General features: G+C 53.8%; 14 protein-coding genes and 1 pseudogene. 4 read left to right on the top strand and 11 right to left on the bottom strand.

The window, feature by feature from the left end; all coding sequences use genetic code 11:
- Positions 1-107: 107 nt before the first annotated feature.
- The 8 genes from IEX86_RS06130 to IEX86_RS06095 form a co-directional block, all read right to left on the bottom strand.
- The gene (locus IEX86_RS06130; protein ID WP_188865230.1) at positions 108-533 is read right to left on the bottom strand and encodes an HPF/RaiA family ribosome-associated protein; all 426 of its coding nucleotides are present in this window, start codon (positions 531-533) and stop codon (positions 108-110) included.
- Between the two features lie 74 nt (positions 534-607).
- Positions 608-2,113, bottom strand: coding sequence for a xylulokinase (xylB, locus tag IEX86_RS06125; RefSeq protein ID WP_188865229.1), 1,506 nt, complete (start codon positions 2,111-2,113; stop codon positions 608-610).
- 71 nt (positions 2,114-2,184) lie between these two features.
- Entirely contained in the window at positions 2,185-3,657 is a 1,473-nt protein-coding gene (locus tag IEX86_RS06120) for a mannitol dehydrogenase family protein (protein WP_188865228.1), read from the bottom strand.
- A 48-nt stretch (positions 3,658-3,705) separates the two neighbouring features.
- Positions 3,706-4,803 (bottom strand): ABC transporter ATP-binding protein, encoded by a 1,098-nt coding sequence (locus IEX86_RS06115; protein WP_188865227.1) that lies wholly within the window; start codon positions 4,801-4,803, stop codon positions 3,706-3,708.
- A 17-nt stretch (positions 4,804-4,820) separates the two neighbouring features.
- Positions 4,821-5,654 carry a carbohydrate ABC transporter permease gene (locus IEX86_RS06110; protein WP_188865226.1) on the bottom strand — a complete coding sequence of 278 codons (834 nt, stop codon included), beginning with the start codon at positions 5,652-5,654 and terminating at the stop codon, positions 4,821-4,823.
- 49 nt (positions 5,655-5,703) lie between these two features.
- On the bottom strand, positions 5,704-6,642 hold the full coding sequence (locus IEX86_RS06105; RefSeq protein ID WP_188865225.1) for a carbohydrate ABC transporter permease: 939 nt from the start codon (positions 6,640-6,642) through the stop codon (positions 5,704-5,706).
- A 119-nt stretch (positions 6,643-6,761) separates the two neighbouring features.
- The gene (locus IEX86_RS06100) at positions 6,762-8,069 is read right to left on the bottom strand and encodes an ABC transporter substrate-binding protein (protein WP_188865224.1); all 1,308 of its coding nucleotides are present in this window, start codon (positions 8,067-8,069) and stop codon (positions 6,762-6,764) included.
- Between the two features lie 279 nt (positions 8,070-8,348).
- On the bottom strand, positions 8,349-9,251 hold the full coding sequence (locus IEX86_RS06095; RefSeq protein ID WP_188865223.1) for an AraC family transcriptional regulator: 903 nt from the start codon (positions 9,249-9,251) through the stop codon (positions 8,349-8,351).
- A 210-nt stretch (positions 9,252-9,461) separates the two neighbouring features.
- Between IEX86_RS06095 and IEX86_RS06090 the strand changes: the two genes are divergently transcribed.
- Together IEX86_RS06090 and IEX86_RS06085 are read left to right on the top strand one after the other, a co-directional pair.
- Positions 9,462-10,751 carry a mechanosensitive ion channel family protein gene (locus tag IEX86_RS06090; protein WP_188865222.1) on the top strand — a complete coding sequence of 430 codons (1,290 nt, stop codon included), beginning with the start codon at positions 9,462-9,464 and terminating at the stop codon, positions 10,749-10,751.
- A 110-nt stretch (positions 10,752-10,861) separates the two neighbouring features.
- The gene (locus IEX86_RS06085; protein ID WP_229685276.1) at positions 10,862-11,548 is read left to right on the top strand and encodes a CatB-related O-acetyltransferase; all 687 of its coding nucleotides are present in this window, start codon (positions 10,862-10,864) and stop codon (positions 11,546-11,548) included.
- 566 nt (positions 11,549-12,114) lie between these two features.
- On the opposite strand, the pseudogene IEX86_RS24980 reads toward IEX86_RS06085, so the two are convergent.
- Positions 12,115-12,201, bottom strand: a pseudogene (locus tag IEX86_RS24980) (hypothetical protein); the annotation flags it as partial.
- A 48-nt stretch (positions 12,202-12,249) separates the two neighbouring features.
- Between IEX86_RS24980 and IEX86_RS06080 the strand changes: the two are divergent.
- Positions 12,250-12,444, top strand: coding sequence for a hypothetical protein (locus IEX86_RS06080; protein ID WP_188865220.1), 195 nt, complete (start codon positions 12,250-12,252; stop codon positions 12,442-12,444).
- A gap of 201 nt (positions 12,445-12,645) precedes the next feature.
- On the opposite strand, the gene IEX86_RS06075 is transcribed toward IEX86_RS06080, so the two are convergent.
- Complete coding sequence (locus tag IEX86_RS06075) at positions 12,646-13,452, bottom strand: hypothetical protein (RefSeq protein WP_188865219.1); 807 nt, start codon at positions 13,450-13,452, stop codon at positions 12,646-12,648.
- A gap of 57 nt (positions 13,453-13,509) precedes the next feature.
- Positions 13,510-14,472, bottom strand: a complete 963-nt coding sequence (locus IEX86_RS06070) for an alpha/beta hydrolase (protein WP_188865218.1) — start codon at positions 14,470-14,472, stop codon at positions 13,510-13,512.
- A 178-nt stretch (positions 14,473-14,650) separates the two neighbouring features.
- On the opposite strand from IEX86_RS06070, the gene aroC reads away from it, so the two are divergent.
- Positions 14,651-15,742: a chorismate synthase gene (gene aroC, locus IEX86_RS06065; RefSeq protein WP_188865217.1), complete on the top strand. Its 1,092-nt coding sequence runs from the start codon at positions 14,651-14,653 to the stop codon at positions 15,740-15,742.
- Positions 15,743-15,799 lie beyond the last annotated feature (57 nt).

The following is a 15,799-nucleotide window of genomic DNA, read 5'->3' as shown; positions in this document are numbered from 1 at the left end:
CACACTAATTGGAGAGAAGTGCCGCAGTATAGCCAGCCTGAAAAAGATCCGGCAGAAGAAAGCCGCGAGGGTAAGTAGTCATTCCTCGCGGCAAGGTGGGAGATACGTTATTCCTTACCTAAGGCTTCTTGCTTTGCCAGGAAGTCATCCTGTAAAAGCGAGTCGGTAAATTCTTGCGAATCCTCAAGATTAATTGGGTCGTCAATGTGACCAGTCGAGGTGACTTTTGCATCGAGCTTGCCGGTCAGGTGTTCAAGTGCATGCCGCATTTTTTCTGCCGCGCCATCTACAGCAAGATCCAGCGCTTCGGCTTTGTGGGTTACTGAAATCGCACGGTAACCTTTGGGACGTGCCTCAATTTGGCAACGCTTATCTTCTGCACCGGATTTTTGAGCATTCTCATCACTTAGATGAATTTCGATACGGGTCAAAAGATCTTCGAAACGCTCCAGGCGATCGACAACAGCAGAACCTACCCATTCTTGCAGCTCGGCACTGCCTTCGATCTGATTGGTGTTCACTTGGACTTGCATACCACATCCTCATGTTTTTTGACGTGCCTATCTAGTAGGACGGGTTCGGCAGTAGGAGGTTCATCTTTTGAAGACTAAAGGGCATCAAGCGTTTCGCTGTGAAGCGCAGAAAGCTGATACCGATAGCGTTGGTAAATGACCTCGTAGGCGTTGGCGCGCTCAGTATCAGGAACGGTTTGCGTAGCTTCATCCAGCTGCACGCAGCGTTTGCTTAGCGCTTCAAGACCTTCTGGTGAGCCATGCTGGTGGGACCAGCACCAAGCAGCCTGGATCGCACTGCCAAGTGCTGCCGCTTCGGTATGACGGGTACTGATCACAGGCGTATCCATGATGTCTGCAACCAGCTGTCGCCAGACAGGACTTTTGGCGCCTCCACCAATCAATCGGATAGTCTGGCTGTGCATGCCGGTATCACGTAAAAGATCAAGGCCATAACGCAAACCAAAGATCACCCCCTCAACCATCGCGCGGCAAAGATTGGCACGGGTAAAGTTAGAGGCTGTCAGCCCCAGGATGCTGGCCGTTGCGTTGGGAAGAGACGGGACTCGCTCACCATTGAAGAAGGGCAGGATCGTGATGCCTTCAGCCCCCACTGGTGCCTGCTCGATCAGTTGGTTGAATGTTTGCAGGTCGATATCCAGCAACTCGCGCAACGCTCCGCTGGCGTTTGTCAGGTTCATTGTGCAAATTAACGGGAGCCAGCCGCCGGTAGATGAGCAGAATGTTGCTACCGAAGCATGGGGGCTGACTCGTGCACTATCAGAGTACGCATATACCGTCCCGGAAGTGCCCAGGCTCATGGTAATAAGGCCTTCCTGACTGTTTCCTGTGCCGATCGCGCCCATCATGTTATCGCCGCCACCGCTGGACACGATCACGTTTTCATTCAGGCCCAGCCGCTTCGTAACCTGAGCAAGCAGCGTACCTACAGGTTCATGGGACTCAATAAGCTCAGGCAGCGCGCTTACCAGCCGTTCGGTTGGATCGATATACCGGAGTAGGTCAATGTCCCACTGTCGGGATCGCACATTGAAGTAGCCCGTTCCTGAGGCATCACCAAACTCCGTACAGCAGCGACCGGTAAGCCAGTAGTTCAGATAATCATGGGGAAGCAGAATGTGGGCGATACGGGCAAAAATGTCAGGAAAATATTTTTGCGTCCACCGTAATTTGGACACGGTATAGCCTGGCGCAATCGCAACGCCAAGGCGCTCCAGTGATCCCTTGGCGCCGCCTAGATAATCGAGCAACTCGTCGTTTTCCGGCGTTGATTCTGTATCGCACCATAGCTTGGCGGGGCGCAGTACCTCACCATTACTGTCAAGTAATACCAGCCCATGTTGCTGACCTGAAATACCGATACCCTGAATTATGCTTCCAGGCAGATCAGCATGTGCCAATGCCTGCCGCGTAGCGGTCTCAAGTGCTTGAATCCACTGCTCGGCCATCTGTTCACGACGGCCATTGGCTCCGCTGATCATGTCATGAGAAGCGGACCCTTCACCTAGTATCCGACCTGTAGCTGCATCCAATAGGACGGCTTTGGTACCTTGTGTACCGCAATCAATACCAAGAAACATATATCGTCTCACTTTTATCCGCTTAGAGACGCTCCAGAGGTACTTACCCCTGGAGAGGAGCTGTCAGTTATTTACTTCAGAAGATTTTCGAGGGTTTTTTGTACGCCTAAGGCTTTCAGGCTGGCGAGGTTCCGCTCGAAGGAGGCGATAAAGGCGGCAGACTTTGGAATAGAGGTCCCGAAGATTTCTTCAACATCTAAAAGCTGCTCAGTCAGGCGCTGGTCATTTTTAACCAGGGACTGGCAAAAGTCGGCGCGTGGGTCAGGAATACGATAGGTTTCGCCACGCTCGTCCACGCCTTTGAGATAAAGTGCCCATGCGGCTACCACGAGGGAGGCGCGGTCCAGATTCTGTTTGTCGGCGATCAGGCGGTTGATGGTTGGGATGGTGAACTTGGGGAATTTCGAAGAGCCGTCCGAGCAGACCCGCTCCAGCTGATCAGCAATTGCCTGGTTGGAAAAGCGCTCAATCAGCTTGTTCTTGTAGGCCTCCAGGTCAATACCGGGAACAGGGGCGAGCTGTGGGGTAACATCCTTATCCATGTAGTCACGAATGTACTGGACAAATAAGGGGTCGTTCATGGTCTCGTGAACGAAACGGTAACCTTTGAGAAAGCCTAGGTAGGTGAGAGCAAGATGGCTGCCGTTGAGCAGCTTGATTTTCATTTCTTCGTAGGGCGTCACGTCATCAGTGAACTGTACGCCCACCTTTTCCCAGGCGGGCCGACCATTGACGAACTTGTCTTCCAGTACCCACTGCATGAAGGGCTCGCACGCAACGGGCCAGGCGTCTTCTATGCCGTAAGTGTCCTTGAGCTTTTGCTTGTGGGCCGTACTGGTCATAGGCGTGATGCGATCGACCATGGCATTGGGAAACGAGACGTTTTTGGCAATCCAGTCTGCCAGCTCCTTGTCGACGAGCCTGGCAAAAGACAGCAGCATCCGCCGGGTAACATCACCATTATGGGGAATGTTGTCGCAGGACATGATGGTGAAAGGGGGCGTTCCTTCGCAACGACGCTTGCTCAGGGACGCCAGCAGAAACCCAAAAACCGTCTTGGGATCGTCCGGGTGGGCAATATCATGCTGGACCAGCGGCAGTTCATCATTGAACTCGCCGGTACTGTCGTCCATGCAGTAACCCCCCTCGGTAATGGTTAGTGAAACGATACGAATGCGATGATGCGCCAGCTTATCGATCAGTGCCTGAGCACTATCTTCCGCCAGCAGCATGTCGCTGATCGCACCGACTACACGTACTTCAAGATCAGGCGTGTCACCCAGTTCGAACAGGGTATAGAGATAGTCCTGTTCGGCCAGGGTGTCACGTATGGCACGGTCTTCGCTGCGAAGGCCTATGCCGCAGATTGACCAGTCCAGCGCCTCGCCCTGGTTGAGAAGGGCTTCGGTATAGATAGCCTGATGCGCTCGATGGAAGCCGCCAACGCCGATATGAGCAATGCCTTGCCGGGTCTGGCATGGCTCGTAAGTCGGCTTGCGGATGGGGTCGGTCAGCTGTTCAAGAGTCTGGCGGTTGAGTTTCATACGTGTATCTCCGGGTGCAGCTTCGCTAAGCCGCACGGATTCAGTTGATCAGGCAGCTTGTTGCAAGGCGTGGCTTACGGCCTGGCCATGTTCATCGAACAGGTGACAATGGCTAACATCCACCCCCAGCTTGAGCCGCTCGCCATAGGCACAGAAAAAATCGCCTGGTACGCGTACGGTAAGGGGCTCATCTGACGGCGTATTCATATGGCAGTAGGTGTCACTGCCGAGCCGTTCAGTTACGTCTGTAATGACGGGGAGCTGACCTTGAGGGTCGATAACAAGATGCTCAGGACGAATACCCAGAGTAACTTCATGCCCAACGACCAGGGATCTTCCGTCACGAGGCAGGCGCAGGCGAGGGCCGCTGGCAAGTTCGATCTCTGTGGCCTGAGCGCTGGTATGGATGACCTTGGCTTTTAAAAAGCCCATTTTGGGCGTGCCCAGAAATCCTGCAACGAACAGGTTGGCCGGATGATGGTAGAGATCCAATGGTGAGCCGACTTGTTCGATACGGCCGCCATTGAGCACCACTACCTTGGTTGCCAATGTCATGGCTTCCACCTGATCGTGAGTGACATAAATCATAGTGGCCTGGAGTTCCTGGTGCAGCCGGGCTAGCTCCAGGCGCATCTGTACGCGTAGCGCAGCGTCAAGGTTGGACAGGGGTTCATCGAAGAGGAAGATCTTGGGGTTGCGTACAATGGCGCGACCAATGGCGACGCGCTGGCGCTGGCCGCCCGAGAGCTGGCGAGGCTTGCGCTCGAGCAGATGCCCGAGCTCGAGAATGCGCGCCGCCTCGTCAACTTTTTTCTCTACTTCGCTTTTAGCAATTCCAGCCAGATCCAACGCAAAAGACATGTTTTTGCGCACGGTCATATGGGGATAAAGCGCGTAAGTCTGGAACACCATGGCCAGATCCCGCTTGGCGGGGCTTACCTCGGTGATGTCGCGCCCATCGAGCTCAATGGTGCCGCCGGTAACATCCTCAAGCCCGGCAATCAGGCGTAGCAGAGTGGACTTGCCGCAGCCGGAAGGCCCGACGAATACCACGAACTCACGGTCGTTAATATCCAGGTCAACGCCCTTGATTATTTCGATAGCGTCGAAGCCTTTGCGCAGATTGCGAATCTTTAACGTAGCCATGGGAAATCCTCTTGTTCTTATTTGACGGCGCCGAAGGACAGGCCGCGTACGAGTTGCTTCTGGCTGATCCAGCCAAAAATCAGGATAGGCGCACAAGCCAGTGTCGAGACGGCGGACAGCTTTGCCCAGAACAAGCCTTCCGGGCTTGAGTAGGAGGCGATCAGGGCCGTTAGAGGTGCGGCGCTGGAGGACGTCAGGTTGAGTGACCAGAACGCTTCGTTCCAGCACAGGATCAGCGACAGCAACACGGTCGACGCCAGGCCACCTTTGCTGATGGGCAGGAGAACCCTGACAATCTCTTGAACCGTCGTTGCGCCGTCAAGACGTGCGGCTTCAAGAATGTCTTTGGGAATGTCCTTGAAGTAGGTGTAAACCATCCAGACCATGATTGGCAGGTTGATCAGCGTGTAGATAATGATCAGCGAAAGCTTGGTATCGAGCAGCCCAAGGCTTTTGGTCATCAGGTAGATTGGCATGAGCACGCCGACGGCGGGCAGCATCTTGGTCGAGAGCATCCAGAGCAGCGTTTGCTTGGTCAGGCGTGTTTCGTGGAAGGCCATGGAATAGGCCGCTGGTACCGCAAGCAGCATACCAATAATGGTCGAGCCGAACGCGATAGCAACGGAGTTCCAGGCAAAGTGAAAGTAGTCGCTGCGTTCCTGGATATGCAGGTAATTCTCAAGGGTAGGGTGGAAAATCAACTGAGGGGGTGTGGCAAAGGCGTCGATTTCGGTTTTGAAGCTTGTCAGGATCATCCAGAAAATCGGGAAAAACAGGATCAGCGCAACCGTCCAGGCCAATGCACCAAGCACGACACTTTGCAGGCGGCGGGATTGTTTGAGTGTCAGCATCTTGAAGCCCTCATGAAAACATCAGTGGCATATACCGTCATGGATATCTTCATTGCTGTTGAGTCAGGTTCTTACCAATCATCCGAACCAGAATGATGGCGGCGATGTTGGCGATCACAACAGCAATCAAGCCGCCTGCCGAGGCCATGCCTACATCGAACTGCAGAAGCGCCTGGTTGTAGATCAGATAAGCAAGGTTTGTAGAGGCGAAGCCGGGACCACCGCTGGTGGTCGTAAAGATTTCAGCGAATACAGAAAGCAGGAAGATCGTTTCGATCATCACCACCACGGCAATGGGCCGCGCCAGATGAGGCAGTGTCAGATGCCAGAAAATGGCAAGCGGACCGGCACCATCGAGACGCGCCGCTTCCTTTTGCTCCTGGTCGAGAGACTGCATGGCCGTCATCAGGATCAGGATGGCAAAGGGCAGCCACTGCCAGGACACGATGAGAATGATCGACAGCAACGGGAAATGCGCCAGCCAGTCGACCGGCTGTGCGCCAAAGAACTTCCACACGGCTGCAAGGATTCCAGAGACCGGATGGAAGATGAGGTTTTTCCAGATCAGTGCACTGACTGTCGGCATGATGAAGAAAGGGGATATCAGCAAGACCCGGACAATGCCGCGTCCCCAGAAGTTGGTGGCTTCCAGCAGCGCTGAAATCAGCACACCCAGTACCACACTGATCAGTAATACACTGCCGACCAGCAGCAGGGTATTGGTCATGCCGGGCGTAAAGCCGGTATCGGTGACGAAATACTCGAAGTTTTCCAGGCCGACAAAATCATTTTCGCCGGGGTAGAGCAGGTTGTAACGGATAAGAGAAAAATAGATTGTCATGCCCAATGGCACGATCATCCACAGCAGCAGCAACATAACCGACGGGCTTACAAGAAACCAACCAGGGCTGGTCCGGCGTTTATGGGCTGTATGCTTGCGGGGTTGCGCTTGGGCAGAAACGGGGCTTTTCAGGGTAGTAGTGCTCATGACAATCGCTCCGAACCGTTGCGGCGAAAGGGGTGCAGGGCCGCCTTTCAGGGAGACCCTGTAGGAGGCCTTGTCCAAGGCGGCGCAGCCACCAAGGCTGCACCGAGCCGGTTAACAGGCTACTTGGGATAACCCGCGCGCTTCATTTCACGAGCGGTCGACTGCTGGGCCGCCTGTAGTGCCTGCTCTACGGGCATCTGCCCGGTCAGGGCCGCCGAGAACAATTTGCCTACCGAGGTGCCAATTGCCTGGAACTCGGGGATGGTGACGTACTGAATGCCTATGTATGGAACAGGCTTGGCTGATGGATGGGCCGGATCGGCTTTCTCCAGCATGGACAGGGATACCTTGGCGAAGGGGGCTGCCTGCATGTAGGCATCGCTGTACGTAGACTTGCGGGTGCCTGGTGGGACGTTGGCAATACCTTCCTTATCAGCAACCAACTTGGCGTATTGCTTGGAGGTTGCCCAGGTGGCGAACGACTGTGCGGCTTCCTTGTTTTTGGAGCTGGAAGGAATCGCCAGTGACCAGGCGTAGAGCCAGGAAGAACCATTGTCGGTTACCTGGCTGGGGGAGGCAGCAAAGCCGACATGATCGGCCACCTTGCTCTGTGATTTATCAGTCGTAAAGGAACCTGCCACACTGGCATCCACCCACATGGCGCACTTGCCGCTATTGAACAGAGCCAGATTCTCATTGAAGCCATTACTGGACGCGCCTGGAGGGCCATACTTCTTCATCGTGTCGACATAAAAGCTGGCCGCTTTGGTCCATTCCGGACCGGTAAATTCGGGCTGCCATTTTTCATCGAACCAGCGGGCACCAAAGGCATTGGCCATGGTGCCAACAAGCGCCATATTTTCACCCCAGCCCGCTTTACCACGCAGGCAGATACCGTACTGGTCTTTATCTGGCTGGTGAAGTTTGGCGGCAAACTCACCCAGCTGTTCCCATGTAGGCTGCTCAGGCATGGTCAGCCCGGCCCCCTTGAACAAGTCAGTACGGTAGTAGGTGATTGAGCTTTCAGCATAGAAGGGCAGGGCGTACAGCGTACCCTTGACCGACAGGCCTTCACGTACCGAGGGGAAAAGATCGTCCGCGTCGTAGTCGGCTGGCAGGTTTTTCATGGGTTCCAACCAGCCCTTGGCACCCCAGAGCCCGGTTTCGTACATACCAATGGTCAATACATCAAACTGGCCGCCCTGGGTAGCAATGTCAGTGGTCAGGCGCTGCCGAAGGACGTTTTCCTCCAAGACTACCCACTTGAGTTTGATGTCTGGATGCTGCTCTTCAAACGTTTTGGAGAGTCGCTGCATTCGAATCATATCGCTGTTGTTAACGGTAGCGATGGTGACCGTTGCGGCCTGAGCGTAGGTGACGGCACAAATTCCGGCTGTGGCGAAAAGCGCTTTCAATAGCATGTTCATGTCGCACTCCCTTCTGCGTCATAGCCACAGAAGTTCTTATTGTTGTTTTAACCTCCAGACGACGAAACAGGAGGAGTGTGTTCGTCTGAATTACACCCCTTAAGGCTGATAATAGACAAATGCGAAAATGCACACTGACTGATACTTTTTTGCACTTATAAAAAGCGACCTTTTATAAGCCGTTTACGTACGAATAGCTCTGTAATAAGGCTCTGCAGATTTTTAGCACTGAGCCTGCGTGACAGAAAATGCATGGTATTGATAAAGGTTGAGTCGGTTTTATACGTTTTGCTCGGTCAAGCGCCGTGCGGTTAGGCGTCGATAATGGGAAGGCGTCATGCCCTTCATTTGCTGAAAGCGGCGATTGAAATTGGAAATGTTATTGAAGCCTGACTCAAAACAGACGTCAGTCACTGCTTTTTCACTCTGCGATAACAGCTCACAAGATTTGCTGATACGCAGGCTATTCACAAACTCGATAAAGCACCGCCCCGTAGCCTTGCGAAAGAATCGGGAAAAGTAGGTAGGCGTCATGCCCAAGTGCTCTGCAGCCTCTTCCAGTGTCAGCTCGCTGGTATAGCGTTCGAAAATAAAATTGAGTGCCTTGTTGGTGCGGTCCAATGTGTGCTCGTCATCCTCTGAGCGAATCGGTGCTCCGCTCAGCAGGTGGTAATCCTCACAGGCTGCCAGCAACTCCATCAGTACGAAAAAATGCCCTAGCCGGCTGGCACCTTTTGAGTCAGCGATGCGCTGCAGGAGGTCTGCTGATTCAGCAATGGTATGCGAGCAGTTAAACTGAATGCCGAAGCGAGCACGTTCAAGCAGGGGGTTCAACGAATTAAGCTCGGGAAAGACCGTGGCTGCGTTTTCAAGCGTCTCGTCGGTAAAGTTGACCAGCATGTCGCGCTTGTCGACGATTTCGCCCTCGGCTATCTGGCTGATCCAGTTATGAGGCAGGTTAGGGCCAGTCAGGAACAGGCTGTACGGGTAAAAACTGCCGATATAGTCCCCAATAAAGGCTGTGCCGGCGCTGGCTGTAATCAGATGCAGCTCGTATTCCTTATGAAAATGCCAGCGAACCAGCGGGCAGGGGAAGCCGTGTTCGCGGTAGATCACTGAGTGGCCGCTAAGGTCGTCCATCAGTTCATACGACGGATCGCGTTTGCGTAGAGCTCGAGTCATGGCCGGGTCCGTGATGTTGTGGTTATACGGAAAAGGCCAAGGCAGCATAGTCGGCTTCGTCTGAAATGTCTTCAAACACTCAATAAGGCGGTTCATACAGATTAGCGGGTGCCGCTTTGTCGCTAGTCATACAGAAGCCGGTTGCATTTTGCTACCGTAACGCCTCCATGCCGCCCGAAGCGGGGCGGTGCAATAAGAAAAGTAAACATTATGACTACTTATTTGAATGCCTCGTTGGATTGGCTCAGGAATTATCCCGAGTTTTATACGCTGTTCTGTCTGACAGTACTGTTGCTGGCTGCCTGGCTGTGCAACTGGATTGTGAAACGCATTCTGGTGAGAGGCGTCTACCGCCTGTTAAGCAGCGCTTCGTTGGGCCTTAAAAGCGAAGTCACCAATACACCAATGATCGCGCGTCTGGCCAATGTAGTACCGGCCTTGATCCTTTCTACAGGTATCGTCGCTGTGCCTGGCTTGCCGGAGGCACTGGTTACGGTAGTCGAAAACGTGTGTAGCGCTTTCATTATCCTGACGATCGTTCTGGCGATCAGTAATCTGCTGGATATCGTCAATGCGGTTTATCAGCGTCGGCCTGATGCGCGCTTTCGCCCCATCAAGGGCTACATCCAGGTCATCAAAATTGGGATATTTTGCGTAGCGTCCATTCTTATCATCGCCACGCTGATTGATCGCTCTCCGCTGATTCTCCTGTCCGGTCTGGGTGCGATGGCAGCTGTGCTGTTATTGATCTTTCAGGACACGCTCCTGTCGCTTGTGGCCAGCGTACAAATATCATCCGGTGACATCGTGCGGATCGGCGACTGGATAGAAATGCCTCAGCTAAACGCTAGTGGGGATGTCATCGACATCGCACTGCATACGGTAAAAGTGCAGAATTTTGACAAGACCATCACCACTATTCCCACCAAGCGCTTTATCTCTGACGCCTTCAAAAATTATCGAGGCATGCAGGAGTCAGGCGGCCGCCGTATCAAGCGCAGCCTGTTTCTGGATCAGCAGAGTGTGCATTTCATCGACGGTGATGAATATCGGCACCTGCACCGTTTCAGCCTGCTGGCCGACTACCTGGACAATAAGCAGAAGGAGCTGAACGAGTGGAACGAGAAGCTGGCCGAGCGTGGCCAGGAGCCCGTCAATACACGTCGGATCACCAATCTGGGTACATTTCGCGTGTATATCGAGCGTTACCTGCGTAGCCATCCTGGTCTTCGGCAGGACATGACACTGCTGGTTCGCCAGCTTGACCCCACATCCAGTGGTTTGCCCCTGGAAGTGTACTGCTTTACCAACACGGTGATCTGGACGCAGTACGAGAATATCCAAAGCGATATCTTTGATCACCTGATGGCTATCCTGCCGGAATTCGGGCTTCGTATCTATCAGCAGCCCAGCGGCGCAGACATGCGAGCCTTTCTCATGTCAGATCGACCTATGAATGCTGTCACGTCATTGGATGACAAGCATCTGACTATACGGTGAGCTGCCACGCTTTTACCCTGTGCCTTTCAACATGGGTAATACTAATGCCGGAGCTTTTATCTTAAGCAAATGCTCCGGCTGAGGAATTAGGGGATTGAGAAAGCGCTGTGATTAAAAAGCTTAGAAATACGTACTGGAAGCGTTGGATCAGAAAGCAGGGATGCAAACTTTCAAATGGCCCTTTGGGAGTCAGTAGCAGGACCACATTGCTGCTTGAAGAGCATGCTTCGGTTGGCCCTGTAGAAATCGCTGCTCGGCAGCTTTCTATTGGGGCTTATACCTATATTCGAGGCGGCAGTGAACTCTATTTAGTCCAATCGATTGGCCGTTTCTGTTCGATTAGTAATAACGTTTTGATTGGTCAGGAAAGAGACACCCATCCCCTACACTGGGCGACCTCTCACCCGTTTGCTTCCGATGAGGCTGGCCTGCCTTATCAGGGCAAGCAGGGGGTGACCATCATAGGTCATGACGTATGGATTGGCCGTGATGCCATGATCATGGATGGGCTCACGATTGGAACAGGTGCCATTATCGGCGCACGTGCATTGGTCACCAAGGATGTCCCGCCCTATGCCATTGTTGGTGGCTCGCCGGCCCGGATCATTCGATACCGTTTTGCTCCTGAGTTGATTGAAAAACTCTTGGCCTCTCAATGGTGGACGCTTAGCCCTGAAGCACTTAAGCAGCTTCCCTTTGATGACCCAGAGCGTTTCGTCCAGGAGGTACCCCGTTACGCCCAACAGGCCGCTTATAAAACCCTGGAAGTTACTCGAAAAGGCTGTCGGGTACAGTGAGAGGTCTGCTATGGATTGATCTGCCGTAGTGCTCGGTATGTAGTGGCAGAAAAGGCCTGCCTGCAGCTGGATTTGAGCAGGTCGTTGGCCCTTGTGTAAGGTGCGGCGCGGTTATTTAAGAACGCACGATGCACTAATGGCAGGATTCATTTTGATCAGCTGAGTCCGCGCGTCCATGCAGGTTTTTTGTGAATTGAACTCCTGCATCGCCACCATGGGGGAAGTGCCTTTATCACCGTGATTGTTGACTGTATTTATAAGGGTCACCACTAGAAGAACCCAGGTGCTCATAAGCGCTCCGTTGTAGTAATAATGGGTATTAGGCTCTGTACGAAACGTATCTGCGCTCAGTGATGCTTCGTTAAAAATCGATTCGGAATGCTCATTTGCAATACACTCCGCTTCCTTACCGATTTTTGCCTCGCCTGACCTTCGCTCGAAGACTTTTCGTATAGAGTCTGGCGTTTGTGAAACGTCTTTATTCAGACTTATGTTACCGAGAAGGGCGGTGTTGAGCCTGCCGTTCTCCCTCTCATGTGCCATCGGTTTCCGAGGCCACTAATTTCTTACTGAGATGAAGGATACAGGATCACTGCCGCCCTTAATTTGTTCTTGCCGAAGCGACTGAGTTTGTCGAATTCTGCATGGCTCACCGTTCATCAAGGAAGCCCGTGAGGCTGATGCATTGCTAGGGGAGCTGATTGCTTTTCTCCAAAGAGTTGGCACCCGGCGTCAACGCGCCTCAGGTCCCGCAATATATCAAGCGCTTCAATACTGGCATTCCCATGTATGAAAAGCTCACGGCACGCATGACATTAGAGAGCCATGAGCATCCCCGCTATGACGTAGCTCTGATGCAACCCCAGAATACCTATAATGGCAAGCATGCCTTTTAGGGTATTGAGCACATCCGCGACTGGAAAAAGGCAGGAAGCCTTGAGAACCTTATCAAAACCAACGATGAGACGCTGGCCTGTATTCGGGGGCTAATTACTGCGGAAACAGTGCCTGCCACCAGTAGCGAGCGCTCTCCAGAAGGTTGTTGGTAGAAAAAAGCAGGGCTTCAGGTGTAGCTAAAACGCCTGAAGCCCTGTGGTTCAGTGAAACACCATCCAGATCAACAGTCCGGCCTCGAACAGGCAGAACGCAGTCAGGCAAGCCATTGTGAATTTAAGGCCTGCATCGTCCCGGCGATAAGCGGCAATCTGCTCTTGCAGCTTGAACAGACTGAGGTCACGCTCATGCAAATTTTTGTCGGCCTGCTCCAGCATACTGCCCACATCCAACAGGGAGAGTACCTGTACCTTGTCCATGTTCCACTCGCTGCTCAGCTCGCTGACCTTAGGGGTGCTGCAAACCGCTTTAAGGGTCTGTCCCTCAAGATAGGTCAGGGTAAAACCTTGAGCTTCCAGTGCGTGGTCTCGGCGCTTGCGCATCTCCTCAACAAACCCATCGCGGGCAGGCAGGTCGAGATTGGCCACTTTGTAGTGACCCCAGTTTGCCTTGGCCCATGCAATTCCTTGAGCCAACAGGAAACGGCCCAGGCCACGGTTGGACGGCTCGACCTGCAAAAGTCCACCTTCGAGTACACCCGGTTCGGCGGTAAAGCGGATCTCCTTATTCTCGTGATCTGCCCAGATATTCAGGAGGTTCTGATCACGGTGCACACGCTGTCCGGGCAGCTGAATGCTCAATGATAAAACGCTGAGATCATCGCCATGTCGCTCGGTCTTGCCAAACTGGACGAAGCGCAGGGGCCGTGGTCCGGTAATGCGATCGGTGGGTAATGGCGCCAGGCGCAACAGGTAAAAATGCTCTGGTCCGAGTTCGGCCCACGGGTGCGTCTGCTTCTCGGGGGCGCTTTCCTCGGCGGTAGTGGGTTCTTCAATGTCGGTTTCAGTCATGGCCGCGATCCTTTTCTACCTCCGCATGGGGTAATTCAAATCGCTATATCGGCCAAATCAGTGTGGACTAGAGACGTTCTCTCGGATAAAGGCGGTCATTCGATCCACTAATTCGCCCGCCAAGGGAAGATTCGGGTTGTTGTACGTGGCTTTCTGCGCGTCGAGATCGGTAGGGGTGATTCGCAGCATATGATTCATGCCGGGTATCAATACCAACTTGGCCTCCGGCCTTGCCCGCTTGAGCGCTTCGGCATCTTTAATGTCAACCTGAATGTCATGACTGCCTTGAATGATCAGTGCCGGTGCCTTGACCTTGGCAAAAGCCTGGGCAGGATCTTCCCGGAAGAGGGTGATCAAATAAGGTTGAACGCTTGGGCGGAAAAGTACCATCAGCGGCTCAGGTACCTGGAACTGCATCTGCCCTTTATCCAACTGGTCCATGATCCATTGGCTGCTTGCCAGTAGCGCTGGGGGAAGCTTGGTTGCCAGTTGCTCGCGCAACACATCGTCAATGGGACGTCCACTGCCCGACAAGGTGATCAGAGCATCGGCACCCGCCTCATTGGCTGCAAGGCTAGCCATGAGAGCCCCTTCGCTGTGGCCGATCAAGATCAGTTTCGTAAAGCGCGGATCTGCATGAAGCTTTTTTGACCAGGCGACGATATCAGTAACGTAACGCGGTACGCTCAGGTCTTCTTCCCGCGGTGCGGCAGGTTTGCTTTGCGCAACGCCACGCTTGTCATAACGCACACTGGCAATGCCGTTTTGGGCTAGAGCTTCGGCTAGACGTTTCAAGGCAAAATTACGTGCCATGGGATTATTGCCGTCACGGTCAGTTGGTCCAGAACCGGCAATAATCAAGGCTACCGGTTGTGGCTTATGACTTTCCGGCATGACCAGGCTGCCATATAGCGTGCCGTTGGCCGTCTCAAGGTTGATAGGGTGGTACAGGATTGACCCCTTGGCTGCGAGTGCAGGTAGCGCCAGGAAGCAAAGAAGCAGGGTAAACAGACGGGACATCACAACACTCGTAGCCATAAACAAAGGGTGCCAGACTGTTCTGGCAACCCGTAATTGGACGCAGCGTAACGGTTAGGGTTCTAAAGATGAACTCAGGATAGCCAGAAGGTATACTCGTTCGCTTTCTGTGCCGGCGCTGGATAGGCTCCGGTCCATCGATTCTGCGGAGCTTTGCGACATGTCCGGCAATACCTTTGGCACATTGTTCACTGTTACCACGGCTGGCGAGAGCCATGGGCCCGGGCTGGTCGCGATTGTCGACGGATGCCCACCCGGCCTGCCGCTAACGGTAGCCGATCTTCAACATGATCTGGATCGTCGCAAGCCGGGCACCAGCCGGCATACTACCCAGCGCCAGGAGCCGGACGAAGTCGAGATCCTGACCGGCGTGTTCGAAGGTGTCACCACCGGTACGCCTATCGCCCTGCTGATTCGCAATACCGACCAGAAGTCAAAAGACTATTCTGCCATCAAGGACTTGTTCCGCCCGGCGCACGCGGACTACACCTATCACCACAAGTACGGGTTGCGTGATTACCGTGGAGGTGGCCGTAGTTCTGCCCGCGAAACGTCCATGCGAGTCGCAGCAGGCGCTATTGCCAAGAAATTTTTGGCAACCAAGGGTATCCGTGTGCGGGGCTATATGAGCCAGCTTGGACCTATCGAAATTCCGTTCAAGACCTGGGATAGCGTGGAAGAGAACGCATTCTTCTGTCCAGACCCTGACAAGGTCCCTGAGCTGGAGGCGTACATGGACCAGCTGCGTCGAGATCAGGACTCGGTGGGTGCGCGTGTCACGGTCGTGGCTGACGGTGTTCCCCCTGGTCTTGGTGAGCCAATCTTTGACCGTCTGGATGCCGAGCTGGCGTATGCACTGATGAGCGTCAATGCCGTGAAGGGTGTTGAAATCGGCGCCGGTTTCGCCAGTGTAACGCAGCGGGGCACCGAGCACCGTGATGAGCTGACGCCCGAGGGCTTTCTCAGCAATAACGCCGGCGGTGTGCTGGGAGGCATTTCCTCCGGGCAGCCGATCGTGGCGCACCTGGCTCTCAAGCCGACCTCGAGCATTACCACGCCTGGCCGCTCCATCGATGTGAATGGCCAACCCGTTGATGTTATTACCAAGGGACGCCACGATCCCTGTGTTGGTATTCGAGCCACACCTATTGCTGAGGCCATGATGGCGCTAGTCTTGATAGACCATTACTTGCGGCATCGCGCCCAGAATGCCGACGTGCATGTCGAGACGCCTGTTCTGGGTCAGCTCTGATTGGCTGTTTATCGGTCTGCAGGTTGCAGGTGTGTTCAACCGCAGCCTTCTTCTAGA

The organism is Pseudomonas asuensis (genome assembly GCF_014646755.1).
Taxonomy (GTDB): Bacteria; Pseudomonadota; Gammaproteobacteria; order Pseudomonadales; family Pseudomonadaceae; genus Chryseomonas; species Chryseomonas asuensis.
This window is presented reverse-complemented; position numbering and strand designations above follow the sequence as displayed.

What these genes read in the sequence shown, in the direction of transcription:
- IEX86_RS06075 (WP_188865219.1), bottom strand. Translation starts at nt 13,452, where the DNA reads ATGACTGAAACCGACATTGAAGAACCCACTACCGCCGAGGAAAGCGCC.
- IEX86_RS06095 (WP_188865223.1), bottom strand. Translation starts at nt 9,251, where the DNA reads ATGACTCGAGCTCTACGCAAACGCGATCCGTCGTATGAACTGATGGAC.
- IEX86_RS06090 (WP_188865222.1), top strand. Translation starts at nt 9,462, where the DNA reads ATGACTACTTATTTGAATGCCTCGTTGGATTGGCTCAGGAATTATCCC.
- IEX86_RS06070 (WP_188865218.1), bottom strand. Translation starts at nt 14,472, where the DNA reads ATGTCCCGTCTGTTTACCCTGCTTCTTTGCTTCCTGGCGCTACCTGCA.
- IEX86_RS06110 (WP_188865226.1), bottom strand. Translation starts at nt 5,654, where the DNA reads ATGCTGACACTCAAACAATCCCGCCGCCTGCAAAGTGTCGTGCTTGGT.
- xylB (WP_188865229.1), bottom strand. Translation starts at nt 2,113, where the DNA reads ATGTTTCTTGGTATTGATTGCGGTACACAAGGTACCAAAGCCGTCCTA.
- IEX86_RS06130 (WP_188865230.1), bottom strand. Translation starts at nt 533, where the DNA reads ATGCAAGTCCAAGTGAACACCAATCAGATCGAAGGCAGTGCCGAGCTG.
- IEX86_RS06100 (WP_188865224.1), bottom strand. Translation starts at nt 8,069, where the DNA reads ATGAACATGCTATTGAAAGCGCTTTTCGCCACAGCCGGAATTTGTGCC.
- IEX86_RS06105 (WP_188865225.1), bottom strand. Translation starts at nt 6,642, where the DNA reads ATGAGCACTACTACCCTGAAAAGCCCCGTTTCTGCCCAAGCGCAACCC.
- aroC (WP_188865217.1), top strand. Translation starts at nt 14,651, where the DNA reads ATGTCCGGCAATACCTTTGGCACATTGTTCACTGTTACCACGGCTGGC.
- IEX86_RS06115 (WP_188865227.1), bottom strand. Translation starts at nt 4,803, where the DNA reads ATGGCTACGTTAAAGATTCGCAATCTGCGCAAAGGCTTCGACGCTATC.
- IEX86_RS06120 (WP_188865228.1), bottom strand. Translation starts at nt 3,657, where the DNA reads ATGAAACTCAACCGCCAGACTCTTGAACAGCTGACCGACCCCATCCGC.